Here is a 23,502-nt window from a genome sequence, read left to right on the forward strand (position 1 = left end):
TACTCCCATGCGCATCATCACCCTCGCCCTGGCAGCCCTGCTGCTGCTGATCCAGTATCCCCTGTGGCTGGGGAAGGGGGGCTGGCTCACCGTGGCCGACCTGGAGGCCCAGGTGGCGGCCTCCCGCGCCAAGACCGAGCAGCTGAAGGCGCGCAACGCCAAGCTCGAATCGGAAGTCCGCGACCTGAAGGATGGCCTCGGCGCCGTCGAGGAACGCGCGCGCTACGACCTGGGCATGATCAAATCGAACGAGATCTTCGTGCAGGTGCTGCGCAAGGACGAGAAGCCGGCCGTCATGATGACGGTGCCGCCGCCCCCGCCGCCGCCGAAGCCCAAGAAGGGCGCCCGGAAAGGCGAGGATTGAGCGCCATGTCTCCCGCAGAACCGTTCCCGCCGGCGCTCGATACGCTCGAAGCCGTGGCGGGCTACCTTGCCGACGCGTTCGACGCCGGCGATCCCGACACCATGACGCAAGCCCTTGCCCGCGTCGCGCGCGCGCCGGGCCTGGCGCACCTGGCCGCGGCCGCCGGCCTGCCGCGCGAACTGCTCGCCGCCTCGATGAATCGCGGCGAGATGGGCCTCGACACGCTGCTGGCCATCATGAAGGTCATCGACCAGAATTCGCAAGATGACTTTTCACCTGATAGTTAAAAGCCGGCTGCTCTTTATTTGCTCAAGTTGAACTAATTTAACGGTGCACTATAGGGGGGTGTGTGAATAAATCAAGCTCTGCAAAGTTCTGGGATATCGATCCTCAAGATGATTTGCTCAATCCGGTAAATGAAAACAATGGGGCATCTCCTAGGTTCGAAGCCTTATTGAATGCTCATGGGATGTATGAGACCCTTAAATTTGTTCTTCGGCTAAGTCCTCGCAATCATGAGCTAATCGATTCTTTAGAATTTGGCATCTACCAAGGAAGTGAAATTTCTGCGGAAGCTTTGCAAGCGTATTCAACCTACCTTCATGAGACAGTGCACTGGTGGCAGCACGTAGGTTCGTCATCAGGATTGTTGTTGAGCTTAAGCTATTTGGCGCAGACGCATGCAAATATTGCGGACCTTCGTAAGGTTATTTCTCAGTTTGGTCTGAAAAAATCGTTAAAGCGTTGGGCTGATGAGACGCTGCTAAGAGAAGGGCCTTCCGTACAAGAAAAATTGGCTAACGCCAATATCGCAGTGAATAATGCATTGGATGTGGAGTACTACAAAATATACGCTTTCAATCCAAAAAAAACTGCATCTTGGCTGAGAGGGGAAAAGCACTTCGAATCCGTTGGGCATAATTATCATATTGCCTACGGTCAACTTATTGGGCTAATCTCCGCTTCGATGGACCCAGAATTGCATGTGCTCCCTAATGCTAAGAAGTGGGATGAAGAGTTTTTGCGTCTCAATCGCAGCCGGCATGAAGGATATTATTGGCAATCTCCAATGAGGGTCGCTCCCGTGGGCCTACATGCAATTTATGAAGGACAGGCGCGCTTCATTCAGCTTCAGTTCTTGAACAATGCATTTGAGAGCGGTCCTTCATGCGAAGACTGGCGCGAGATGGGGTATCTTAGCGGCATTTATGTGGAAGCTTTTGAAAATTTTCTTAAGCTAAGCAAGTCTGTGTGGCCTACGGATATAACCGACCCAATCGTTGGACTGTTTTTGTTGATTTGTGACCTAGCTATTAATCCTACACGCGGGCTTCCTCTCGATATTGAAGTCTACGAAGACTTTATTCGCGATGTGGATGTTGGGGCAAGGTTTACACTGTTGTGCTTGGCTGTTGGAGAGTTGCCTCATCTTAAGACTGCGATCAAATTATATAGCCGCGACGAGTATTGGGAAATATCTGAGGCATTAACTGATTGTCTGGGTTATGATCACCCGCGTTTAGCGCTGCAGGAAATTAAGTCTTGGCTTGAGAGATCAGAAGGCCTAAAAACCCTCATGGCAGAGTATGAAACATTTGATTACGATTTGCACAATTTGCCAATTCGGGTTTTCTTTTCTCATTACATTTCTTTTTGTGTCGACAAACTTGAACGGCCTGAGTTTTTTTGCTGGTCGGGTGTTTGGATGACAGGCGAGAACGCTGACGACGAGATAGCTAATTTATGGCTGCGTCATCTTTCTTTGTTTACAGATCGCGCTGACAAACCAGGGGTATATCCTCGCAAATGGCCTGGTCGTGATGAGCGTAAAGTCCAAATGATGTTTGAAAATTTTTACGGCACAATGGCTCTTTACGACCTAACTCATCAATGGATTCTTAAGGAAGGGCCGTTTGTCTGTAATTATGAGTGGATCTCTGCAAATTATTCCCAAGACGATGCTGATGCTTGGGCAAATAATAGCTTTAGGCAAACCTATGGGGTTGACTTAAAAGACTTCGAATTTTAAAAAATAGGAGGCAACTAACTGCGGCAACCCGTTCGTCGCTCTCAGCTTTCCGATGCTGAATGTTCATAATATAAAAAAGCATGGTGAGCATAAATACGATGGCCGTTGACTTGCTTCATCCGGCGATCGGAGGATTTCGCTGACTTCTCCGACGCATCATCGCGCCGCCGGCGTGCGCTGCCGCCCGGGGCAGCGCCGCACGCCGGCGGCGCGCGCCTCAGGCGCCCGCGCCCGTGGCGGGCAGCGCATAGCCCGGTACCAGCAGGCCGGGAATCGGTTCGCCTTCCACGACGACGATCTCGCCGATGCTTTGCGCGCGCGCGACGATGCGGTCGCCGTTCGCGATGTGGCTGCCGACGAGGGCGATCGGCCGGTTCGCATACGTCGACGCATGGCCGGCGCCCGACACGATCACGCTCTCGCTGCCGTCCGGGTAGCGCACCCTGTCGCCGACGCAGGCGATGCGGAAATCGTCCGCGGGCTCGCCCTGGGCGGCCAGGACGACTTCGCCGCCGCGGCGGGTGCGCGAGCCGATCGTCGCGATCGGATAGCGGGCGATGACTTTGCGCGGCACGGCCGCGGCCTGGCTTGTGGCTGTGTGATTGACGAGGGCTGCTTCATTGGCACGTACTGATTTCATCCGGTTCTCCAAAAGTTTGCAAAACGGGACGCGAAAAAGCGACACATTCCCGATAACAAGTGCACGCGTTCGTACACTGGAGCACATTGAAGCGCGGAGTTGATTTATGCCAATTGATGCAACGCAAGTTGAACTGGCCGGTCATCCGGAATCAGGAGATTCCGACAGGGGTGCCCAGCTAACTTCCGATCAGCAATAAAGACGATGCCGCATCGGCCGGTCGTCACCCGGTCGATGCGGCGGAAAAAGAGGGGATCAGGCGGCCTGGCCGTTCTCGAGGAAGGAACGGAGCATCCAGGCGTTCTTTTCGTGGATTTCCATCCGGTCGCTCAACATGCCGGCGCTGGGCTGGTCGTTGGCGTCGTCGGCGATCTTGAACGCTTCACGCACGGTGCGGATCAGCGCTTCCTGGCCGTCGACCAGCTGGCGGATCATTTCCTGCGCGTTCGGCACGCCGGCTTCTTCCTTGATCGACGACAGTTCCACGAAGCGGGCATACGTGCCCGGCGCGAAATGGCCCAGGGCGCGGATGCGCTCGGCGATATTGTCCAGCGCATTCCACAGTTCCGTGTACTGCTCCATGAACATGATGTGCAGCGTCTGGAACATCGGCCCGGTGACGTTCCAGTGGAAGTTGTGCGTCTTGAGGTACAGCATGTAGCTGTCCGCCAGGACGCGCGACAGCGCGGCGGCGATGTTGGCGCGGTCTTCCGTGCTGATGCCGATATTGATCTTGCTCATCGAGTCCTCCTGTGGTTTGTCATTGAGGACAGCTTAACAGGATCGCTCGATAGTTGTTGTTTATATTTCCAATCAAATCAATAGAAAACGACGATCATCGCCGGCACCTCGATCAATGCTTGACCTTGGATGCGGGCGCCACGGCGTCGGCCGTCGTGTCGCTGGCGAACAGCTGGGCGCAGTCGACGGCGTCGAAGCCGTAGTGCTTGCCGCAGAAGTCGCAGTTGACGCCCAGCTCGCCCAGGTCGTGCAGGGCGGCTTCCACTTCGTCCTTGCCCAGCGTGCGCAGCATGTTGGCGACTTTTTCGCGCGAGCACGTGCAGTGGAACGCGGGATGCAGCGGGTCGAACACGCGGATCGTCTCTTCCCAGAACAGGCGCTTGAGCAAGGTTTCCACGTCGGCCGTGAGCAGCTCTTCCTGCTTCAGCGTCTGGCCCAGCATGACGGCGCGGTTCCACGTGTCGAGGTCTTCTTCCTCGCTGGCCTGCTTGACCTGGCCCTCGACGGCACTGTTGCGCGGCAGTTTTTGCAGCAGCAGGCCGCGCGCGACGTTCTCGTCGGCCGCCAGCCACAGCTTGGTGTCCATCTGTTCCGAGCGCAGCATGTAGTTCTCGATGACGGTCGCGATGTCGTCGCCGGCGAGCGGCACGACGCCCTGGTAGGGCTGCTGGCCCGGGACCTTGTCGTGCGGGTCGAGCGTGATCACGAAGCGGCCGCGGCCGTGCTGGTTCAGCAGCTGGACGACGGACGCTTCGTCCGGGACCTCGGCGCCGTCGCGCAGCTTGGCGGTGGCGCGCAGGTGCAGCTTGGCGTCGCACTCGACGACGAGCAGTTTCACCGGGCCGTCGCCGTGGATCTGCATCACGATCGAACCGTCGAACTTGAGATTGGCCGACAGCAAAGCCGCCGCGGCCACCATTTCGCCCAGCAAGGCGCGGACCGCCTTGGGATAGGTGTGGCGCGACTGGATCTCGCGCCACGCGTTGGATATCTCGACGAGCTCGCCGCGAACGGCTGCGTTGTCGAAGATGAATTTCTGGAGGATGTCCTTGCTGGTGTCAGTCGTCATTCTTTATCCGATTTTCTTGAGCTCCGCCTTGAATCGCTTGCCGCGCGCGACATAGCTTTCGGCGCTGTGCTGCAGGCGGAGCAGGTCGTCTTCCGTGAGCATGCGCACCACCTTGGCCGGCGCGCCCAGGATCAGCGAACCGTCCGGGAATTCCTTGCCTTCGGTGACGACGGCGCCGGCGCCCACGAGGCAGCCCTTGCCGATCTTCGCGCCGTTCAGCACCACGGCCTGGATGCCGATCAGCGCGCCGTCCCCGACGGTGCAGCCGTGCAGCATCGCCTGGTGGCCGACGGTGACGTTCTTGCCGAGCACGAGCGGAAAACCCATGTCCGTGTGCATCACCGTGCCTTCCTGCACATTGCTGCCGGCACCGATGGTGATGCGTTCGTTGTCGCCGCGGATCGTCACGCCGAACCAGACCGAGGCGTCCGCCTCGACCGTGACCTTGCCGATCAGGTTCGCCGACTCGGCGACATAGGCCGAGGGATCGATCTCGGGCGCATGCTCGCCCAACTGGTAAATCGCCATGGAAAGCTCGCGGAAGGTTGGAATGCGCGTATTTTACGCCCTCGAGCGCGCCATCGTCCGGCAAGCGGCGTAGTTGGGGCCGGCCAGCGGAAATACAAGCTTCGTGCTTATAATGCGAACGATCGTACTAATTTCAAATCCAGACAGGAACCGCCATGACACCGTCCCGCTCCGAATTCCTCACCATCCGCGGCCTGCGCACCCACGTCCGCCACTGGGGCCGCGAGGGCGCGCCCAAGCTGTTCATGGCGCACGGCTGGATGGACATGTCGACCTCGTTCCAGTTCGTCGTCGACGCGCTCGAGGGCGACTGGCACGTGATCGCCCACGACTGGCGCGGCTTCGGCCTCACCGAGCGTTCCGGCAACGACACCTACTGGTTCCCCGATTACTTCGCCGACCTGGAGGCCATCCTCGACCACTACGCGCCGGGCGAGGCCGTCAACCTGCTCGGGCACAGCATGGGAGGCAATATCGTGAGCGTGTATGCGGGTGTGCGTCCGGAGCGCATCGCCCGGCTCATCAACCTGGAAGGCTTCGGGCTGCCGGCCACGCGTCCGGAACAGGCGCCGGGACGCTACGCCAAGTGGCTGGACGAGGTGAAGGCGCCGCCCGTCATGCGCGGCTACGCGAGCCTGGAGGACGTCGCCGTGCGCCTGCAAAAGACGAATCCGCGCCTGCCGGCGGACCGCGCCGCGTTCCTCGCGCAGCATTGGGCCGCGCGCAACGCGCAGGGCGAATGGGAAATCTTGGGCGACCCGGCGCACAAGATGCCGGGGCCGCTGCTGTACCAGGTGGACGAGGTGCTCGCGTGCTGGCGCCGCATCACGGCGCCCGTGCTGTGGGTGGAGGCCGAGCACACGGACATGTGGCGCTGGATGGGCCCGAAAGAAGAAGCCCGCCACGAGGTCGACCGCCGGCTGGCCCAGCTGGCGAAGGTCACGCCGCGCATGATGCCGGATGCGGGGCATATGCTGCACCACGACCAGCCGGAGATGCTGGCGCGCATGATCGAGGCGTTCCTGGCGTCCTGACGAACCGCGTACAATGGGATTTCGAAACGATACCAAGTCCGGATACCGCCCATGAAAGTCGATCTCCACTGCCACTCCAACGTCTCCGACGGCGTGCTCGCACCCGCCGCCGTGGCGGCGTATGCCCGCAAGGGCGGCGTCGACGTGTGGGCGCTGACGGATCACGACGAAGTGCGCGGCATCAAGGCCGCGCGCGCCCAGGCGCAGGAACTGGGCATGCGCTTCGTGCCCGGCGTCGAGATCTCCGTCACGTGGGCGGGCGAGACCGTGCACGTCGTCGGCCTGCAGGTGGACGAAGACAATCCGGTCCTCGTGCGGGGCCTGGCCGCCACGCGCCACGGGCGCGACGCGCGCGGGCGCGAGATCGCCGCCCAGCTGGACAAGGCCGGCATCCCGAACGCGTACGAGGGCGCGCTGAAATACGTCGGCAATCCGGACCTGCTGTCGCGCACCCATTTTGCGCGCTACCTGTGCGAGATCGGCGTGTGCGCCACGACCTCCGAAGTGTTCCGCCGCTTTCTCACCGAAGGCAAGCCGGGCTATGTGCCGCACCGCTGGGCCACGCTGGCCGACGCGCTGGGCTGGATCCGCGCCGCCGGCGGCATCCCCGTGATCGCGCACCCGGGCCGCTACCGCTTCGACGCGACGGCCGAGGGCGCGCTGTTCGACGAATTCAAGCAGCTGGGCGGCAATGCCATCGAGGTCGTCACGGGCAGCCATACGCCGGACCAGTATGCGACGTATGCCGAGGCGGCGCGCCGCTACGGCTTCCTGGCGTCGCGCGGGACGGATTTCCATGCGCCGGGCGAGGCGCGCGTGGAGTTCGACCAGTTGCCGCCGTTGCCGGGCGGGGTGACGCCGGTGTGGCACGACTGGTTCTGAGCGGCGGCGCTTGAATTTTTGGCATCCCGCCCTTATCTTGTCCGACTGATATCGAACAATCAGCCGGAGAGTCATTCCCCATGAAACGCATACTGCTGTTCCTCGCCACGAACCTCGCCGTCGTGCTCGTGCTGTCGATCGTGCTGAACGTCCTCGGCGTGGGGCGTCCCGCCGGCGGGGCCGGGATCAACGTGGGGGCGCTGCTCGTGTTTTCGCTCGTCGTCGGCTTCACGGGTTCCATCGTGTCGCTGCTGATGAGCAAGCCGATGGCCAAATGGTCGACGGGCGCGCGCGTCATCGGCCAGTCCGGCAACGCGTCCGAGGCGTGGCTCCTGAACACGGTGGGCAATCTGGCCCAGCGCGCCGGCATCGCCATGCCGGAAGTGGCCGTGTACGACGGCGCGCCGAACGCGTTCGCGACGGGCGCCTTCAAGAATTCCGCGTTGGTGGCCGTGTCGACGGGCCTGCTCGCCAACATGAACCGCGAGGAAGTCGAGGCCGTGCTGGGCCACGAGATCGCGCACGTGGCGAACGGCGACATGGTCACGCTGACCCTCATCCAGGGCGTGGTGAACACCTTCGTCGTGTTCCTCGCGCGCGTCGTCGGCTTCTTCGTCGACAACGTCGTGTTCCGCCGCGGCGGCAACGAACGCGGCCCCGGCATCGGCTACGGGATCACCGTGTTCGTGTGCGAGATCCTGTTCGGCCTCGTCGCGTCGATCATCGTCGCGTGGTTCTCGCGCCAGCGCGAATTCCGCGCGGACGCCGGCTCGGCCCAGTTGCTGGGCAGCGCGCTGCCGATGCAGCATGCGCTCGCGCGCCTGGGTGGCCTGCAGCCGGGTGCGCTGCCGCAGTCGATGGCGGCGTCCGGCATTTCCGGCCACGGCAGCGGCTGGGGCGCGCTGTTCGCCACCCACCCGCCGATGGAGGAGCGCATCGCGGCCCTGCAGGCGCTGCGCCAGACGGGGCTGGCGCGATGACCCAGTACTTCGAGGTCCATCCCCAGAACCCGCAAACCCGGCTGATCCGCCAGGCCGCCCAGATCATCCAGGCGGGCGGCATCGTCGCCGCGCCGACCGATTCCGCGTATGCCCTCGTGTGCCGCCTGGACGACAAGGCGGCCGTCGAAAAGCTGCGGCGCATCCGCGGCATCGACGAGAAGCACCACCTGACCCTGCTCGTGCGCGACCTGTCCGAGATCGCCACCTATGCCCGCGTCGACAACCGCCAGTACCGCCAGCTGAAGGCCGTCACGCCGGGGCCTTACACGGTGATCCTGGAGGCGACGAAAGAGGTGCCGCGGCGGCTGTCGCATCCGTCGCGCAAGACGATCGGCATCCGCGTGCCGGAAAACGCGATCCTGCTGGCGCTCCTGGCCGAACTGGGCGAACCGCTGATCGGCACGACCTTGCAACTGCCGGGCGACGACCAGATGCTGTCCGACCCGGACGAGGTGCGCGCGCGCCTCGACCGGCAGATCGAGCTCGTGATCGACGGCGGCGCCGGCACGCTCGAACCCACCACCATCGTCGACCTCACCGGACCCGATGCGGAACTGGTCCGCGCGGGCCGCGGCGACCCGGCCGCCTTCGGCCTCTAGCGTCCACGGCCGTCGTGGTCGCGGGCTCTGATAGAATCGCAGTTTATGGATGAACTCATACGCAATCTGGCAGTGTATGCACTGCCTGTCCTCTTTGCGCTGACGATGCACGATGCCGCCCAGGCATTCGTCGCGAAGCGCTTCGGCGACAACACCGCCCACGCCGCCGGGCGTACCAGCCTCAATCCGCTGGCCCACATCGATCCCATCGGCACCATCGTCATTCCGGTCGTGATGTACCTGATGACGGGCTTCGTGTTCGGCTACGCGAAACCGCTGCCGATGAACTACGGCCAGATGCGCCATCCCAAGCGCGACATGGCGTGGGTGGCATTGTCCGGTCCCGGCGCGAATTTCCTGATGGCCCTGATCTGGCTGGTGGCCGCGATCTTCCTGCAGTATTTCGGCGTGCAGGAAGACTTTCCGCATCTCGTGGCCAAGGCCGGCGTGCAGACGAACCTGTGGCTGATGGCGTTCAACCTGCTGCCGATCCCGTCGATGGACGGCGGCCGCGTGCTGTTCAGCCTCCTGCCGCACAAGGCCGCGTACCAGTACGCGCGCCTGGAGCCGTACGGCTTCATCATCCTGCTGGCGCTGATCTTCCTGCACGTGATCGGTCCGTGGCTGTACTGGATCGGCATCATCGCCAACGTGCTGCTGCACCTGATCGTCTATCCCTTGACCATTCTCCTGAGCTGATACCGCTATGTTTCCCGACCGTGTCGTTTCCGGCATGCGCCCGACCGGGCTGATGCACCTTGGCCACTACCACGGCGCCCTGAAGAACTGGATCCGCATGCAGTCCGAACTGCCGTGCCTGTTCTTCGTGGCCGACTGGCACGCGCTGACCACGCACTACGACGACCCGTCCATCATCGAAAAAAGCACGTGGGACATGGTGATCGACTGGCTGGCGGCCGGCATCGACCCGTCCCAGGCCACGATCTTCATCCAGTCGAAAGTGCCGGAGCACGCCGAACTGCACCTGCTGCTGTCGATGGCCACGCCGCTCGGCTGGCTCGAGCGCGTGCCGACGTACAAGGACCAGATCGAGAACCTGGCCAACCGCGACCTCGCCACCTACGGCTTCCTCGGCTACCCGCTGCTGCAGGCCGCCGACGTGCTCATCTACCGCGCCACGCAGGTGCCGGTGGGCGAGGACCAGGTGCCGCACATCGAGATGATGCGCGAGATCGCGCGCCGCTTCAATCACTTGTACGGCAAGGAGCCGGGCTTCGAGCAGAAGGCCCTGGAAGCCGTCAAGAAGCTGGGCAGCAAGCGCGCCAAGCTGTATGCGGAACTGCGCACCGCGTACCAGCAGGACGGCGTCGAGGCGGCGCTGGAGCAGGCGCAAGCCATGCTGAACGAGGCGGGCAGCCTGTCGAACATCGACCGCGAGCGCCTGTTCGGCTACCTCGAAGGCAGCCGCAAGATCATCCTCGTCGAGCCGCAGGTGAAGCTGACGGAGGCGTCGCGCCTGCCGGGCCTGGACGGCCGCAAGATGTCCAAGAGCTACGGCAACTCGATCTCGCTGCGCGAGGATCCGGAATCCGTCACGAAGAAAATCCGCACGATGCCCACCGACCCCGCGCGCGTGCGCCGCAGCGACGCGGGCGATCCGCTCAAATGCCCGGTGTGGCAGCTGCACGAGGTGTATTCGGCCCCGGCCACGAAGGAGTGGGTCATGAAAGGCTGCACGAGCGCCGGCATCGGCTGCCTCGATTGCAAGCAGCCCGTCGTGGAAGCCGTGCTGGCCGAGCAGGAACCGATGCACGAGCGCGCCCAGCAATACGTGGACGACCCGTCGCTCGTGCGCGCCATCGTCGCCGACGGCTGCGAGAAAGCCCGCAAGCTGGCGCAGGAGACGATGCGCGACGTGCGCGAAGTCATGGGGCTGTCCTACTCGTGACGCACGACGCGCTCGACCAGCCGTCGGCCTGGGTGGCGCGCTGGGCGCCCCGGATGCCGTCCGGCGAGGTGCTCGACCTGGCCTGCGGCGGCGGCCGCCACGCGCGCCTGCTGGCGGCGCTCGGCCACCCTGTGCTGGCCGTCGACCGCGACCCGCAAGCGCTGGCGCGGGCGGCCGGTCCCGGCATCGCGACGCTGCAGTACGATCTGGAACAGGAGGGCGCCGCATGGCCTTTCGCGCCGGGGCGCTTTGCCGGCGTCGTCGTCACGAACTACCTGCACCGGCCGCTGTTCGCGGACCTGGCGCGGGCGCTGGCGCCCACTGGAATGCTCGTCTACGAAACCTTCGCGCTCGGGAACGAACGCTACGGCAAGCCGTCCAATCCGGCCTTCCTGCTGGCGCCGGGCGAGCTGCTGGACATGGCGGCGCGCCATGGCTTGCGCGTGCTGGCGTACGAGGACGGCACCGTCGCGACGCCCCGTCCGGCCCGCGTGCAGCGGCTGTGCGCGGCGGGTCCGGCATGCGATCCGGGGACGGTCGGATTGGAGATGTAACCAACCTGTAACCGAGCCATTTATATGGTGTGGAATGAACCATAACGCCAGGCTATCCGCTACAATCGACATTTATTTATTAACGGCACGGTCCACTGATTATGATTAAGGGCAGCATAGTAGCAATCGTCACACCGATGTTCGAGGATGGAAGTCTGGACAGGGACAGCCTGCGCCAACTCCTCGACTGGCATGTGGCGGAAGGTACGGACGCAATCTGCATCGTCGGGACGACCGGCGAGTCGGCCACCGTGAGCCCGGAGGAACACTGCGAACTGATCAAGCTGACGGTCGACCACGTCGCCGGCCGCATCCCGGTCATCGCCGGCACCGGCGGCAATTCGACGGCCGAGGCGATCGCGCTCACCCGCCACGCCAGGGAAGTCGGCGCGGATGCCTCGCTGCAGGTTGTCCCGTACTACAACCGGCCGACGCAGGAAGGCATGTATCGCCACTTCAAGGCGATCGCCGAATCGACCGACCTGCCCGTGTTCCTGTACAACGTGCCGGGCCGTACCGTGGCCGACATGAGCAACGAAACCGTGCTGCGCCTGGCCGCCATCGACAACATCGTCGGCATCAAGGATGCGACGGGCAACCTGGCGCGCGCCATCGAACTGCTGCGCGACGTCGACCGTTCGTTCGCCGGCAAGGGCAAGTCGTTCGGCGTGTATTCGGGCGACGATGCGAGCGCGCTGGCGCTGATGCTGTGCGGCGGCGCCGGCAACATCTCCGTGACGGCGAACGTGGCCCCGCGCGCGATGGCCGAGATGTGCAAGGCCGCGCTGAGCGGCGAGGCCGCGCGCGCGATCGAAATCAACAACAGCGTGCTCGACCTGCACGGCAAGCTGTTCGTCGAACCGAACCCCGTGCCGGTGAAATGGGCGCTGGCCGAAATGGGCAAGATGCCCGCCGGCCTGCGCATGCCGCTGGTCCCGTTGGCCGCGCAATACCACGACACCGTCCGCGCGGCCCTGCGCGCGTCCGGCGTCCTTTGATTACAGCTTTAACGATATGACGAATCGCAAGATGATGACCTCCACCGCAGCCCGCACCGTGGCGCTGACCGCCATCGCGCTGAGCCTGGCCGCGTGCACGACCGTGTTCGAATCGGACAAGGTGGATTATAAGTCCGCCAAGAAGGCGGCCCCGCTGGACATCCCGCCCGATCTGACGCAGCTGCAAAAAGACAATCGCTACGCCGTGCCGGATGGCCGCGGCGTCGCCACCGCGTCGGGCTTCCAGCAGCAGCGCAGCGCCAACCCGGCCGTCGCGGCCGCGTCGGGCGAACAGATCGGCCAGGTGTCCACGGACGCCGTCCGCATCGAGCGCAACGGCAACCAGCGCTGGCTCGTGGTCAAGGAAACGCCGGAGCAGTTGTGGCCGCAGTTGCTGGAGTTCTGGCACAACTCGGGCTTCACCATCGAGACCGAGTCGCCGCAGACCGGCATCATGGAAACCAACTGGGCCGAGAATCGCGCCAAGATCCCGCAGGACTTCATCCGCCGCACCATCGGCAAGGTGTTCGATTCCCTGTATTCGACGGGCGAGCGCGACAAGTTCCGCACGCGCCTGGAGCGCCGTCCGGACGGCTCGACCGAGATCTACATCAGCCACCGCGGCGTCGAGGAAGTGCTGACCGGTCCGCAGAAGGAAACGTCGACCTGGACCTCGCGTCCGAACGATCCGGGACTGGAAGCCGAATTCCTGAGCCGCCTGATGGCCCAGCTGACGGGCACCAAGGTCAAGGATGCGACGGCCTTCGTCACGAACGCGCCGCTGGAGCCGCAGCACGCCAAGCTGGAAGGCAACAAGGTCGTCGTCGACGAGGGCTTCGACCGCGCCTGGCGCCGTGTCGGCCTGGCGCTGGACCGCGTCGGCTTCACGGTGGAAGACCGCGACCGCATCCAGGGCATCTATTACGTGCGCTACGTCGATCCGGACGCCGTCAAGAAGGAAGGCTTCTTCAGCAAGCTGTTCGGTGGCGACGACAAGAACAAGGAAGCGCAGAAGTTCCGCGTGCTCGTCTCGACCGTGCAGGGCGCCACGTCGACCGACGTGACCGTCCAGTCCCACGACGGCAAGCCGGAGACGTCGCCGACCGGGGCCAAGATCCTCAAGCTGTTGGCGGACGAGTTGAAATAAGCCTGCATCGTCATCCAATAAAAAACCGGCCTTCGTGGCCGGTTTTTTATTGGTCGGTGAATACATGGCGGGCGCCCCGCGCCACCGCACGGCAATCGTGTATTCGTAGGGTGGGCGCCCTGCGCCCACCTTATCCGATCCGCCGCAAAACCTACGGACGTAAAAAAACCGGCCCGCAGGCCGGTTTTTTCAATCGAGCGATTCGAATTACTTCGAAGCAGCCGGAGCAGCAGCAGCCGAAGCGGCTTCAGCAGCAGCCGAAGCAGCCGAAGCGGCAGCCGAAGCAGCCGAAGCGGCAGCGTCAGCAGCAGCCGGAGCAGCCGGGGTAGCGGCAGCGTCAGCAGCCGGAGCGGCAGCCGGAGCGGTGGTTTCAGCAGCCGGAGCAGCCGGAGCGGCAGCCGGAGCTTCTTCTTTCTTGGAGCAAGCAGCCAGAGCAACAGCCAGCAGGGAAACGATCAGCAGAGATTTTTTCATGGTTTTTCCTTAATTAATTCAAAAGGGTGGTGCGATGAATAATTACCGGTAATTATCGCTCGTCAGGAATTCTCTTGTTTGTATACTTTGGAAAAAGTGCCTACAGACAACGGAACCTTCCTAACCCGATATTATAGCCAAATTTACTGAATCGCAATAGAAAAGTCGTGTCAAGACGTAACAGTTGCCAGAACGGGCAATGTGCATTTTCTTGCAACGCTACGCCGGCTGTCCGTGCGCTAGTTCTCATACCGAAAACGACGTCCACTGCAGCCTTACAGCCCGGTAACACTGGCTTGCAGACCAGGCTGTGATTCTGCCCAAATCGCGTCGAAGCGCAGACGCGACAGCTCGGTTTGTTGCGGTGCATCAAAGGCGGCCTCGCCGCGCAGATGGTCGCTGTGAAAGCGCCGCACGATGTGCACGCCGTCCGCGATGCAGAACGAATCCGTCAAATCGCGCAGCCCGCGCGGCGTCTGGCGGCATTCGATGCCGTGCGCGAAATCCTTGAGCAGGCGCATGAAGCGGGGCGCCTCGCGCTCCAGGTGCGTCGTATCGTGCAGCGCCAGGCGCAGGCTGCCGCCGTGGCGCAGAAAGCCGCGCAGCACCGCGTCGACGTCCGGCGCACCCAGGCGGAACAGGGCGTAATCCGGATCGAACATGACGAGCGTCCCCCGTGCCCGCGCCAGCACCTCGCCCAGGTGCTGCTGGAACGCGGCGCGGGTGTCGAATGGCAGGAGCGAAGGTTCGGTCATGGTCGGCCCAAGATTACGCCAATTCGAGCCAGCCGTCCTGATACCACGTGTACAGCGCTTCCAGCACGTCGTCCGACGCCTGGTCCAGCAGGCTGCCTTCCAGGCCTCGCTCGTTGGCGAGCGCGTCCAGCACGACCTTGTCGGCACGCCCGACGGCAAACGATTCGCCGTTGATGAACACGTGCTTGCCCCGGTACAGCATCAGCGTCTTCGGAGATAATTTGAGGCCCTTCTTCGCGGCCTGTTCCATGAAACGGCCCACCGTCAACGGCTTCGCCACCGGCGTGAAGAACACGTTGTGCTTGGGCTCGGACAGGTATTCGCCCAGGAAGATCGTCACGTCTTCCTCGTCCCAGCGCACCTTGTTGAGTTCCTCGGTGACGGTGGCCAGCATGTCGCGCGGGATCTCGGCCGGGTTCTTCGCGGGCTGCAGGCCCGGATCGGCATAGCGGCCGGGCAGGTCGATCGAGTCGGCCATGAATTGCAGGAAGGCTTCTCCCAGCTCCTGGAACGACGGCGCGCGGAACCCGACCGAATACGTCATGCATTCGCCCTCGGCCACGCCGTCGTGCGCGTAGTGGGGCGGCAGGTACAGCATGTCGCCCGGTTCCAGCACGAATTCCTGTTCCGGCTCGAAGTTGGCGAGGATTTTCAGCGGCAGGCCCTCGACGAGCGTCAGGTCCTGCTGCGCGCCGATGCGCCAGCGGCGCTTGCCCTGCGCCTGCAGCAGGAACACGTCGTAGGAATCGAAGTGCGGGCCGACGCCGCCGCCGTCCGTCGCATAGCTGACCATCAGGTCGTCCAGGCGCGCGTCCGGCACGAAGCGGAACTGGCGCAGCAGCGCGTCCGCCTTCGGGTCGTGCAGGTTGACCCCCTGCACGAGCATCGTCCATTCGCGCTGCGTGCGCGGCGGCAGTTCGGCCAGCGGGCCGTGCTGCAGGTCCCAACGGCGGTCGCCACCGGTGCCCTCGGTCAGCGTGACGAGACGCGACTCGACGTGGTTCAGACTGGCCAGTTCGGCCAGCTTGTCGGCCTTGAGCAGCGGCTTGAAATTGGGGATCGCCTGACGGATCAGCAGGGGTTTCTTGTGCCAGTAGTCGCGCAGGAACTGGGCGGGGGTAATGTTCCCGAGAAGCTGTAGTTTTTGCATGTCCCCATTATAACCAGCGCCGGACGGAACGAACCGGTGGTAGGGTTATAATCGCAACCTTACCCACGAAAGGAAGTGCAATGAAGATTGCCAAGAACACGGTTGTGTCGGTCAACTATAAACTGTCCGACGCCCAGAACAACCTGATCGAAGACGGCGCCCAGCCGATGGTCTACCTGCACGGCGGTTACGAGAACACGCTGCCCAAGATCGAAGAGGAGCTGGACGGCAAGGACGTGGGTTACACGTCGACCATCCAGATCGAGCCGGAAGACGCGTTCGGCGACTACGATCCGAACCTGGTCAAGGTCGAAGAGCGCAACCGCCTGCCGGAGCCGATCGAAGTCGGCATGCAGTTCGAAGGCGTGGCCGAGGGCAGCGACGAAGAGCCGGTGATCTTCACCGTCACCGAAATCGCCGACGACAAGGTCGTCCTGGACGGCAATCACCCGCTGGCCGGCATGGCCCTGCGCTTCGACCTGTCCGTGATCGACGTGCGCGCGGCAACGCCGGAAGAGATCGCGCACGGCCACGTGCACGGCGCCCATGGCCACGAGCACGGCCACGAGGACATCGAGGACAGCGAACCGGGCGACCACTTCCGCAGCCAGCCGCTGCAGTAATCCCCGCGCACGCCTGCGCCTCCGGCCCGGTTAGCGCCGGGTCTGTCCTCGCTTTGCGCCGTTTGCGGTCTCGACCTTGCGTGCGTCGACCTTGAACAGCGTCTTCGTTTCCGGGTCCACGACGACCTCCAGCGCATCCGCGCCGGCCGCCAGGTGCCCGACGTTGCCGCGCCATTCGATGGCCGGCTTCCCGCGCACGCGCGTGCCGTCCACGAGCAGCACCTTGCCCGGGAATCGCTGCGCCAGCGACAGGATCAGCCGCCGCGGTTCCGCGAAGCCGTCGTTGTCCGGCGCGGCGCCGCGCAGCAGGGCCCGCAAGCCCGTCGGCTGTGCGTGCACCTTCACGTCGCCTTCGGAAAACAGCACGAGCGCCTTCATCTTTTCGCCCTTGGCGATGGCGAACAGCCGGTGCAGCCAGAACCGGTTGGCGACGAGCCGATCCTCGTACTCGCTGTTGCGCCCGGCCTCGTTCAGGTAGTGGTTGTTATTTGCCGGCATGTTGACCGTCGCATACATCACCTTGCCGATCGACCAGTGGGCATTTTCCGCATAGCTGCGAAAGCGCGGGCTCATCGATAGGCGCGTCAGCGCCAGCTTGCGCTTGCCGAGCGTCGTGGGTTCCGCGTAGAACAGCTCGCGCATACGGCTCAGCCGTTCGATGGCGTTCGAGCGGCCGGCGCTGTTCCTGCATTCGGCCCAGTCGCTGCCCGCCGGCAGCAGGACGACGGGCCGGCGCGCTTCGTCGATCAACTCGCGCCGCTTCTGGTACAGCCTGTCGGAGCACGGCTCGTGCACGCCCTTGACCCCGGTGACGACGAGGAAGTCGACGTCGTCGTCGTCGTTGTCGTGCAAGGCTTGCTCGAGGCGTTTTTCGCCGCCGTCCGTGAAACCGTGGCCGACGATGGCGAAGCGGTGCGTGTCGCCGTCGCGCGCGTCGGCACGGGCGCCGCCCGCGACGGCGCAGAGGACGGCGATCAGGGCGAGCGAACGGCGCCGCCGCATCGACGGCCGCTGTATCGACAGCCGCTGCATCGTCACGCCGAGGCCAGGCGCTTGAGTTCGTACAGGCGCTCGAGCGCCTCGCGCGGACTCAAGGCATCCGGGTCGATGGCGTCCAGCAGCGCCAGCGCGGGCGATTCGGCCGCCGGCGCCGGTGCAGGCACCGGCACGGCCTCGGACCCGGTGCCGGCATCGGGCTCCTCGCTCGGCGCCGGCGCGAACAGGTCGAGCTGCGGCGTCGCATCGAGCGCCTGCGCTTCCAGCCGCGCCAGGTGCTTGCGCGCGGCGCGGATCACGCCGGGCGGCACGCCCGCCAGCTGCGCGACCTGCAGGCCATAGCTCTGCGATGCCGGCCCGTCCTGCACGGCGTGCAGGAACACGATGCTGTCCTTGTGCTCGACGGCCGACAGGTGCACGTTGGCCGCGCTCGGGTTCTGCTCCGGCAGCTGCGTCAGTTCGAAGTAGTGGGTCGCGAACAGGGTGAAGCTGCGGCTCGTCTCGATCAGGTGGCGCGCGATGGCCCACGCCAGTGCCAGGCCGTCGAACGTCGACGTGCCGCGGCCCACCTCGTCCATCAGCACGAGCGAGTGCTCGGTCGCGCCGTTCAGGATCGCGGCCGATTCCGTCATCTCCACCATGAACGTCGAGCGGCCGCCGGCCAGGTCGTCCGACGCGCCGATGCGCGTGAAGATGCGGTCGATCGGACCGATCGTCGCGCTCGCCGCCGGCACGTAGCTGCCGACATAGGCCAGCAGCGTGATCAGCGCGACCTGGCGCATGAACGTCGATTTACCGCCCATGTTCGGCCCCGTGATCAACAGCAGGCGGCGGTCGTTGGACAGCCGGCAGTCGTTCGCGATGAAGCGTTCGATCTGATTTTCGACGACGGGATGGCGGCCTTCGACGATCGTCAGGCACGGCTCCTCGACCAGCTGCGGCATGCACCAGTTGCTGCGCACGGCGTGCGCGGCGAGGGCGGTGAGCGTGTCGAGCTGCGCGATGCCGGACGCGATGCGCTGCAGGCACCCGATGTGCGGCGCGAGGTCGGCCAGCAGCAGGTCGTACAGCAGCTTCTCGCGCGCCAGCGCGCGGTCCTGCGCGGACAGGGCCTTGTCTTCGAACGCCTTGAGTTCCGGCGTGATGTAGCGCTCGCAGTTCTTCAAGGTCTGGCGGCGGCGGTAATCGTCCGGCACCTTGTCGGCCTGGCCGTTCGTCACTTCGATGTAGAAGCCGTGCACCTTGTTGTACTCGACGCGCAGGTTGGCGATGCCCGTGCGGGCGCGCTCGCGCGCCTCCAGGTCGACGAGGAACTGGCCCGCGTTTTCCGACAGCGCGCGCAACTCGTCGAGCTCCGCGTCGAAGCCGCGCGCGAACACGCCCCCGTCGCGCACCATCGCGGCAGGTTCCGTCGCGATGGCGCGCTGGAGCAGGTCGAGGCAGGCGTCGGGAATCGCAATGGCCTCGTGAATGTCGCGCAGCAGGCAGGCGTCGCCGGGGATGAAGCAGCGCGCCACCTGTTCGCGCAGCGCGGGCAGCTGTTTCAGGCCGTCGCGCAGGCTGGCGAGGTCGCGCGGACGGGCCGTCAGCAGCGCCACGCGGGTGGTGATGCGCTCGATATCCGGCACGTGCGCGAGCGTCGCCGACAAGTCGTGCGTCGCCTCGCGCGAGGCCAGCGCCTCGATCGCCTCGTGGCGCGCTCTAGCCACGCGCTGGTCGCGCCTGGCGTGGTGCAGCCAATGGCGCAGCAGGCGCGAACCCATCGCCGTGCGGCAGCCGTCCAGCAGGGAAAACAGCGTGGGCGATTCGAAGCCGCGGATCGTTTCCGTGAGTTCCAGGTTGCGGCGCGTGGACGCGTCGAGGCCGATGAATTCGTTTTCCGATTCGACGGCGAGACTCTTCACGTGCTGCAGGCCGCGGCCCTGCGTCGCCTGGGCATAGCGCAGCAGCGCGCCGGCCGCGCCGAACGCGGCGCCGAGACCGTCCGCGCCGAAGCCGGACAGCGTGGCGACGCCCAGCTGGTCGAGCAGCGCCTTGTGGCCGTGCACGACGTCGAAATGCCATTCCGGCACGCGCTGCGTGTGGCCGACCGGCGATTCTTCGAACAAGTCGGCCCCGCCGTCGGCGCGCAGCACCTCGGCCGGCACGATGCGTTCCAGTTCCTGCGTCAGGCGTGCCGTGGCCGCGCGCGCGTCGCCGGCGAATTCCATCAACTTGAGCGCGCCGCTGGCCAGCGACATCCATGCGAGACCCGTCGTGACCACCTTGCGCGTCGTGACCGTGCACACGGCCAGCAGGGGGCGCTCGGCCTTCTCGGGCAGCAGGTCGGCATCCGTCAGCGTGCCGGGCGTGACGACGCGCACGACCTTGCGTTCGACGGGGCCCTTGCTGAGCGCCGGATCGCCGATCTGCTCGCAGATCGCGCACGACTCGCCCAGCTTGACGAGCTTGGCGAGGTAGGGATCGAGCGAGTGGAAGGGCACGCCCGCCATCTTGATCGGATTCCCGCCCGAGCTGCCGCGCGCCGTCAACGTGATGCCCAGGATGCGCGCGGCTTTCTCGGCGTCCTCGAAGAACAGCTCGTAGAAGTCGCCCATCCGGTAGAAGACGAGCATCGTGGGGTAGTCGGCCTTGATGCTTAGATATTGCTGCATCATTGGAGTGTGCTGGCTTTTTCCGGACTTGGTAACTTGTTGATCTAACGGCATGTCGTCGTCTAACTTCATGATTTTGTTGCGGATTCCTTTGGCTCGCCCGGATCGAGATCGCATCACGACGCATCACGCGGCATCGCTTCACTGCACGGATTGGCGTAGCTTTTCCAAAGCCCTGCCGTCGAACCTACGCCAGGGAGCAAACCGGTGTCGCCGACTGTCAAAAAGCTACGCCGGCCTCTCTGTTGGGAGGGGGATGCGCCCGGTGCCAAGCGGCCGAGCAGGCGTCGCCAGACGTGCACTTTACCATGTCCGACTGGTCGACCTGCCGTGCGAGATGCAGGGTCGGCAAGTATACGTGAAAAGCTACGCCGAGCCTACGCCTGGACGCGTGGAGCCGACAATCCGAGGACGCTCAAAGCTGCGCGGCAGAGCAAACCCTACACTCGGTTGCATGGCATGAAGTCAACGTGTGCGAAAGGAGGAAACAAATGGTATTCGATGCCAGGGTGGCCAAGCTGCTGGCTCCCGGTGAGCACTACACCATGCCCGACTGCCCAGGTCTCCGATTTGAAGTGTCAACCACTACACGTGCCTGGATCTATCGCTACAAAAGCCCAGTCGACGGCAAGATGCGCCAGGTGAAGATCGGAGCCTGGCCTGCAGTATCGATCAATGCCGCGAAGGCGGAATGGGAAAAGTTGCGTGACCAGCGTGCGCGAGGCGAGGATCCCGCTGCAGAGCGTCGTGCAAAACGTGTCCGGGAGAGCGAAGACAAGCAAATCGCACCCGCAAAGTCGGGCCGGACGCTAACGGTACGGACACTGGTCGATTTTTATCTGACAGGGCATGTAGAACGGAAGCGCAAGCAGAAAGGCATCGACGAGACTCGCCGGACGTTGAACTACGCGTTATGCGCGACGTGTCCCGAGGAGTGGCCGGGAAAGTTCGGAGATCTCGAAGCTGCGAAGATCACCCGTGCACGGGCATTCGCCTTGGTCCACACATTTATCGAAACCCCCGTACAGGCCGGGAGAGTGCGGCTCGAGCTTGGCGCCGCTTGGGACTTCGGGCACGATGCCGGCAAACTCCCTGAGGAGGTGGCCAACTGGTGGCGGGTCATCATGCGAGGAAAGCTCCGCAGCAGGGGCCGTGTACGCGAGGGCAAACGCGTTGGAACTGCGAAGCGCTTTTTGACGCCGGCGGAGCACCCCCTGTGTCCGACTACTTGTCGGGTAATTCAATCGGCTTGATTGGATCGTTATCAAGGAGCGGGCATGGGTTGGGCAGCGGGGTTTGACGTTCTAATATTCATCGTTTCCCCCGACCAGGGAGAAGGTGTTGCGGGTGGAGCGCAGCGGAACCCGCCCCCTCAAGATTTTGAATTTTTCTCGCTCGCCGCGGTCCTTGCAACGAGACCGGCGGTTGTCGCCTCGGAATTGACTACTATTTACCGAGGCAGGAATGGCATCAAGACACACAGAAGCATTTATCGAGCAGGCGCTGGTCAAGGTGTTTTCGCGCGGCGACCGGACCATTACGTCGGTCGCCGACGAGCTCAAGCTGAGCCACCACACGTTAAGATACTGGATGAAGAAAAAATCCGTATCGATGCCGGTCGCCGCGAAGACGACGGAAAAGCGTCCGCAGGACTGGACGGCAGAAGAGCAGCTTGCGGCCCTGCAGGAAACGCACGGCATGTCCGCCGAGGACGTGCAGGCATGGTGCCGCGCACGCGGCATATTTGCCCACCACCTAACGACTTGGAGGGAGGCGTTCTGCGCCAGCCCGAAGGAGCCGACGCCGAGTGCGCGCGAAGTGCGCGCGCTGAAGGACGAACTGGCCAAGCTCAAGCGCGAAATGGGGCGCAAGGACAAGGCATTGGCGGAGGCGGCGGCATTGCTGGTTCTGCAAAAAAAGTTCCGGGCGCTGTGGGAGGACGAGGACAAATGACCTCCCTGCCAGAGCGCGAGAACGTGATGATGTTGGTGGCCGAGGCGGTCAGTGCGGGTGCGCGCCAAGAGCGCGCCTGCGCGGCCATCGACTTGAGCGAGCGGACCGTCCAGCGCTGGAAGGACGATCTGGCGGCCGGGTTTGGTGATCGCCGCCCGGCACGAATCCAGACGCCCGGAAACGCCCTCAGCGAAAGCGAACGCGGGCGCGTGCTGGCCATCGCCAATTCGGAAGAGTTCGGCCATCTGCCGCCGAGCCAAATCGTGCCCAGGCTGGCCGATCGCGGCGAGCATGTGGCGTCGGAGTCGACCTTCTACCGCGTGCTCAAGGCGCACGGCCAGCTGGCGCACCGGCGCGCCGAAAAGCCGTGCAAGCCGAGGGCCAAGCCGCGCGCGCTGCGCGCGACGGGGCCCAATCAGTTGTTCAGCTGGGACATCACGTACCTGCCGACGTCGGTCAGGGGGAGCTATTTCTATCTGTACCTGTTCATGGATATCTTCAGCCGGAAAATCGTCGGCTGGCAGGTCTATGACGCCGAATGCAGCGAACTGGCGGGCGCCGTGATGCGCGACATCTGCGCACGCGAACGCATCGCTCCTGCTCAGGTGGTGCTGCACTCGGACAACGGCGCGCCGATGAAAGGCGCGACGATGCTGGCCACGCTGCAGGCGCTGGGCGTGGTGCCTTCGTTCAGCCGTCCAGCTGTGAGCAATGACAACCCATATTCCGAGTCCCTGTTCAAGACGATGAAATACCGTCCGGCCTATCCAGTGCGCCCGTTTGCCGATCTCATGGCCGCGCGCCAGTGGGTCGGCTCCTTCGTCCATTGGTACAACGCGGAACATCGGCACAGCGCCATCGGATATGTCACGCCAGAGCAACGCCATGCCGGACTCGACGTTGAACTGCTGCGCAAACGCGCCGCCACCTACGCCGCAGCCAAGGCCGCACATCCTAACCGCTGGAGCGGGGACACACGCAACTGGGATCCGGTCGTCGTCGTGCATTTGAACCCCGAAAAGGAAACCGTATTGAACAAGAAAATGGAGGATGATCGGCGCGCACTAAAAAAAGCGGCCTGAACTACGAAGTTAGGCGACAACTAGCTTGAAAAATTCCGGTACTTTGTTCAACATCGTCCTCTGGACAGAACACATAAAGGGCGTAAAAACGAATGGCAAAAGCGCCCTACATCGAAGAAGGAAGACTGAGGCACTTACTCAAGGTCTCCGCTTTCTCGGGTGAATGCTGGACCCGGTCGCTGCGCGCGGTGAGGGCTTGGCTAGACCCGGCGCACTGGCTGGCGCGTTGCTGGGCCGCGTTCTCCGCAATGCTACCGCCCCCTGAGCTTATGTCCCTGATTGAGGCCATGGTCGCCAGCCAGGGCATCAACCTCCACCTT

The 23,502-nt window shown here is 63.8% G+C and carries 23 protein-coding genes and 1 pseudogene; 15 read left to right on the forward strand and 9 right to left on the reverse strand.

Annotation, left to right across the window (positions count from 1 at the left end):
• Positions 1–7 precede the first annotated feature (7 nt).
• The 3 genes from ftsB to ISF28_RS08760 all read left to right on the forward strand — a co-directional run bounded on the left by ftsB (position 8) and on the right by ISF28_RS08760 (position 2,393).
• A complete protein-coding gene (gene ftsB, locus ISF28_RS08750) occupies positions 8–364 on the forward strand; it encodes a cell division protein FtsB (RefSeq protein WP_198116778.1) in 357 nt (118 codons plus the stop codon).
• A 5-nt stretch (positions 365–369) separates the two neighbouring features.
• The gene (locus tag ISF28_RS08755) at positions 370–651 is read left to right on the forward strand and encodes a helix-turn-helix domain-containing protein (protein ID WP_198116779.1); all 282 of its coding nucleotides are present in this window, start codon (positions 370–372) and stop codon (positions 649–651) included.
• 62 nt (positions 652–713) lie between these two features.
• Positions 714–2,393: a hypothetical protein gene (locus ISF28_RS08760; protein ID WP_198116780.1), complete on the forward strand. Its 1,680-nt coding sequence runs from the start codon at positions 714–716 to the stop codon at positions 2,391–2,393.
• Between the two features lie 217 nt (positions 2,394–2,610).
• Here ISF28_RS08760 and ISF28_RS08765 read toward each other — a convergent pair whose 3' ends face one another.
• From ISF28_RS08765 to ISF28_RS08780, 4 genes are all read right to left on the reverse strand, one after another.
• A complete protein-coding gene (locus ISF28_RS08765; RefSeq protein WP_198116781.1) occupies positions 2,611–3,033 on the reverse strand; it encodes a PAAR domain-containing protein in 423 nt (140 codons plus the stop codon).
• 255 nt (positions 3,034–3,288) lie between these two features.
• The gene (locus tag ISF28_RS08770) at positions 3,289–3,774 is read right to left on the reverse strand and encodes a Dps family protein (protein ID WP_198116782.1); all 486 of its coding nucleotides are present in this window, start codon (positions 3,772–3,774) and stop codon (positions 3,289–3,291) included.
• A gap of 112 nt (positions 3,775–3,886) precedes the next feature.
• Entirely contained in the window at positions 3,887–4,843 is a 957-nt protein-coding gene (gene hslO, locus ISF28_RS08775; RefSeq protein WP_198116783.1) for an Hsp33 family molecular chaperone HslO, read from the reverse strand.
• A 3-nt stretch (positions 4,844–4,846) separates the two neighbouring features.
• Complete coding sequence (locus ISF28_RS08780) at positions 4,847–5,371, reverse strand: gamma carbonic anhydrase family protein (protein WP_198116784.1); 525 nt, start codon at positions 5,369–5,371, stop codon at positions 4,847–4,849.
• Positions 5,372–5,526: 155 nt separating this feature from the next.
• Between ISF28_RS08780 and ISF28_RS08785 the strand changes: the two genes are divergently transcribed.
• From ISF28_RS08785 to bamC, 9 genes are all read left to right on the forward strand, one after another.
• Entirely contained in the window at positions 5,527–6,405 is an 879-nt protein-coding gene (locus tag ISF28_RS08785) for an alpha/beta fold hydrolase (protein WP_198116785.1), read from the forward strand.
• Positions 6,406–6,456: 51 nt separating this feature from the next.
• A complete protein-coding gene (locus tag ISF28_RS08790) occupies positions 6,457–7,287 on the forward strand; it encodes a 3',5'-nucleoside bisphosphate phosphatase (RefSeq protein WP_198116786.1) in 831 nt (276 codons plus the stop codon).
• An 80-nt stretch (positions 7,288–7,367) separates the two neighbouring features.
• Entirely contained in the window at positions 7,368–8,267 is a 900-nt protein-coding gene (gene htpX, locus ISF28_RS08795; protein ID WP_198116787.1) for a protease HtpX, read from the forward strand.
• Positions 8,264–8,887 (forward strand): L-threonylcarbamoyladenylate synthase, encoded by a 624-nt coding sequence (locus ISF28_RS08800; protein WP_198116788.1) that lies wholly within the window; start codon positions 8,264–8,266, stop codon positions 8,885–8,887. Before htpX ends, ISF28_RS08800 begins: the two co-directional genes overlap by 4 nt.
• A gap of 45 nt (positions 8,888–8,932) precedes the next feature.
• Entirely contained in the window at positions 8,933–9,586 is a 654-nt protein-coding gene (locus ISF28_RS08805) for a site-2 protease family protein (protein ID WP_198116789.1), read from the forward strand.
• 7 nt (positions 9,587–9,593) lie between these two features.
• Complete coding sequence (locus ISF28_RS08810) at positions 9,594–10,796, forward strand: tryptophan--tRNA ligase (RefSeq protein ID WP_198116790.1); 1,203 nt, start codon at positions 9,594–9,596, stop codon at positions 10,794–10,796.
• Between the two features lie 53 nt (positions 10,797–10,849).
• The gene (locus tag ISF28_RS08815; protein WP_198116987.1) at positions 10,850–11,350 is read left to right on the forward strand and encodes a class I SAM-dependent methyltransferase; all 501 of its coding nucleotides are present in this window, start codon (positions 10,850–10,852) and stop codon (positions 11,348–11,350) included.
• 101 nt (positions 11,351–11,451) lie between these two features.
• Positions 11,452–12,348 carry a 4-hydroxy-tetrahydrodipicolinate synthase gene (gene dapA / locus ISF28_RS08820; protein WP_198116791.1) on the forward strand — a complete coding sequence of 299 codons (897 nt, stop codon included), beginning with the start codon at positions 11,452–11,454 and terminating at the stop codon, positions 12,346–12,348.
• A 16-nt stretch (positions 12,349–12,364) separates the two neighbouring features.
• Positions 12,365–13,495, forward strand: coding sequence for an NlpB/DapX family lipoprotein (gene bamC, locus ISF28_RS08825; protein ID WP_198116792.1), 1,131 nt, complete (start codon positions 12,365–12,367; stop codon positions 13,493–13,495).
• 207 nt (positions 13,496–13,702) lie between these two features.
• Here bamC and ISF28_RS08830 read toward each other — a convergent pair whose 3' ends face one another.
• The 3 genes from ISF28_RS08830 to ISF28_RS08840 all read right to left on the reverse strand — a co-directional run bounded on the left by ISF28_RS08830 (position 13,703) and on the right by ISF28_RS08840 (position 15,874).
• Positions 13,703–13,969, reverse strand: a complete 267-nt coding sequence (locus tag ISF28_RS08830; RefSeq protein WP_198116793.1) for a hypothetical protein — start codon at positions 13,967–13,969, stop codon at positions 13,703–13,705.
• Between the two features lie 275 nt (positions 13,970–14,244).
• Positions 14,245–14,724 carry a DUF7931 domain-containing protein gene (locus ISF28_RS08835; protein WP_198116794.1) on the reverse strand — a complete coding sequence of 160 codons (480 nt, stop codon included), beginning with the start codon at positions 14,722–14,724 and terminating at the stop codon, positions 14,245–14,247.
• A 13-nt stretch (positions 14,725–14,737) separates the two neighbouring features.
• Positions 14,738–15,874 (reverse strand): cupin domain-containing protein, encoded by a 1,137-nt coding sequence (locus tag ISF28_RS08840; protein WP_198116795.1) that lies wholly within the window; start codon positions 15,872–15,874, stop codon positions 14,738–14,740.
• Between the two features lie 80 nt (positions 15,875–15,954).
• Here ISF28_RS08840 and ISF28_RS08845 point away from each other — a divergent pair, with 80 nt between their 5' ends.
• Positions 15,955–16,497, forward strand: a complete 543-nt coding sequence (locus ISF28_RS08845; protein WP_198116796.1) for an FKBP-type peptidyl-prolyl cis-trans isomerase — start codon at positions 15,955–15,957, stop codon at positions 16,495–16,497.
• Positions 16,498–16,527: 30 nt separating this feature from the next.
• Here the strand turns inward: ISF28_RS08845 and ISF28_RS08850 are convergent, their stop codons facing one another.
• The gene (locus ISF28_RS08850) at positions 16,528–17,529 is read right to left on the reverse strand and encodes a hypothetical protein (protein ID WP_229518957.1); all 1,002 of its coding nucleotides are present in this window, start codon (positions 17,527–17,529) and stop codon (positions 16,528–16,530) included.
• Positions 17,530–17,531: 2 nt separating this feature from the next.
• Complete coding sequence (mutS, locus tag ISF28_RS08855; protein ID WP_198116797.1) at positions 17,532–20,150, reverse strand: DNA mismatch repair protein MutS; 2,619 nt, start codon at positions 20,148–20,150, stop codon at positions 17,532–17,534.
• Between the two features lie 488 nt (positions 20,151–20,638).
• Between mutS and ISF28_RS08860 the strand changes: the two genes are divergently transcribed.
• Complete coding sequence (locus ISF28_RS08860) at positions 20,639–21,400, forward strand: Arm DNA-binding domain-containing protein (protein WP_198116798.1); 762 nt, start codon at positions 20,639–20,641, stop codon at positions 21,398–21,400.
• Between the two features lie 211 nt (positions 21,401–21,611).
• A pseudogene (locus tag ISF28_RS08865) lies at positions 21,612–23,182 on the forward strand (IS3 family transposase).
• The last annotated feature ends 320 nt before the right edge of the window (positions 23,183–23,502 follow it).

Origin of the sequence: Massilia rhizosphaerae (assembly GCF_016093545.1) — a bacterium.
GTDB classification, from domain to species: Bacteria; Pseudomonadota; Gammaproteobacteria; order Burkholderiales; family Burkholderiaceae_D; genus Telluria; species Telluria rhizosphaerae.

Excerpts from the sequence above, each read along its gene's own strand:
- ftsB (WP_198116778.1), top strand. The coding sequence starts at position 8 with ATGCGCATCATCACCCTCGCCCTGGCAGCCCTGCTGCTGCTGATCCAG.
- ISF28_RS08755 (WP_198116779.1), top strand. The coding sequence starts at position 370 with ATGTCTCCCGCAGAACCGTTCCCGCCGGCGCTCGATACGCTCGAAGCC.
- ISF28_RS08765 (WP_198116781.1), bottom strand. The coding sequence starts at position 3,033 with ATGAAATCAGTACGTGCCAATGAAGCAGCCCTCGTCAATCACACAGCC.
- ISF28_RS08770 (WP_198116782.1), bottom strand. The coding sequence starts at position 3,774 with ATGAGCAAGATCAATATCGGCATCAGCACGGAAGACCGCGCCAACATC.
- hslO (WP_198116783.1), bottom strand. The coding sequence starts at position 4,843 with ATGACGACTGACACCAGCAAGGACATCCTCCAGAAATTCATCTTCGAC.
- ISF28_RS08780 (WP_198116784.1), bottom strand. The coding sequence starts at position 5,371 with ATGGCGATTTACCAGTTGGGCGAGCATGCGCCCGAGATCGATCCCTCG.
- ISF28_RS08785 (WP_198116785.1), top strand. The coding sequence starts at position 5,527 with ATGACACCGTCCCGCTCCGAATTCCTCACCATCCGCGGCCTGCGCACC.
- ISF28_RS08790 (WP_198116786.1), top strand. The coding sequence starts at position 6,457 with ATGAAAGTCGATCTCCACTGCCACTCCAACGTCTCCGACGGCGTGCTC.
- htpX (WP_198116787.1), top strand. The coding sequence starts at position 7,368 with ATGAAACGCATACTGCTGTTCCTCGCCACGAACCTCGCCGTCGTGCTC.
- ISF28_RS08800 (WP_198116788.1), top strand. The coding sequence starts at position 8,264 with ATGACCCAGTACTTCGAGGTCCATCCCCAGAACCCGCAAACCCGGCTG.
- ISF28_RS08805 (WP_198116789.1), top strand. The coding sequence starts at position 8,933 with ATGGATGAACTCATACGCAATCTGGCAGTGTATGCACTGCCTGTCCTC.
- ISF28_RS08810 (WP_198116790.1), top strand. The coding sequence starts at position 9,594 with ATGTTTCCCGACCGTGTCGTTTCCGGCATGCGCCCGACCGGGCTGATG.
- ISF28_RS08815 (WP_198116987.1), top strand. The coding sequence starts at position 10,850 with ATGCCGTCCGGCGAGGTGCTCGACCTGGCCTGCGGCGGCGGCCGCCAC.
- dapA (WP_198116791.1), top strand. The coding sequence starts at position 11,452 with ATGATTAAGGGCAGCATAGTAGCAATCGTCACACCGATGTTCGAGGAT.
- bamC (WP_198116792.1), top strand. The coding sequence starts at position 12,365 with ATGACGAATCGCAAGATGATGACCTCCACCGCAGCCCGCACCGTGGCG.
- ISF28_RS08830 (WP_198116793.1), bottom strand. The coding sequence starts at position 13,969 with ATGAAAAAATCTCTGCTGATCGTTTCCCTGCTGGCTGTTGCTCTGGCT.
- ISF28_RS08835 (WP_198116794.1), bottom strand. The coding sequence starts at position 14,724 with ATGACCGAACCTTCGCTCCTGCCATTCGACACCCGCGCCGCGTTCCAG.
- ISF28_RS08840 (WP_198116795.1), bottom strand. The coding sequence starts at position 15,874 with ATGCAAAAACTACAGCTTCTCGGGAACATTACCCCCGCCCAGTTCCTG.
- ISF28_RS08845 (WP_198116796.1), top strand. The coding sequence starts at position 15,955 with ATGAAGATTGCCAAGAACACGGTTGTGTCGGTCAACTATAAACTGTCC.
- ISF28_RS08850 (WP_229518957.1), bottom strand. The coding sequence starts at position 17,529 with ATGCAGCGGCTGTCGATACAGCGGCCGTCGATGCGGCGGCGCCGTTCG.
- mutS (WP_198116797.1), bottom strand. The coding sequence starts at position 20,150 with ATGATGCAGCAATATCTAAGCATCAAGGCCGACTACCCCACGATGCTC.
- ISF28_RS08860 (WP_198116798.1), top strand. The coding sequence starts at position 20,639 with ATGGTATTCGATGCCAGGGTGGCCAAGCTGCTGGCTCCCGGTGAGCAC.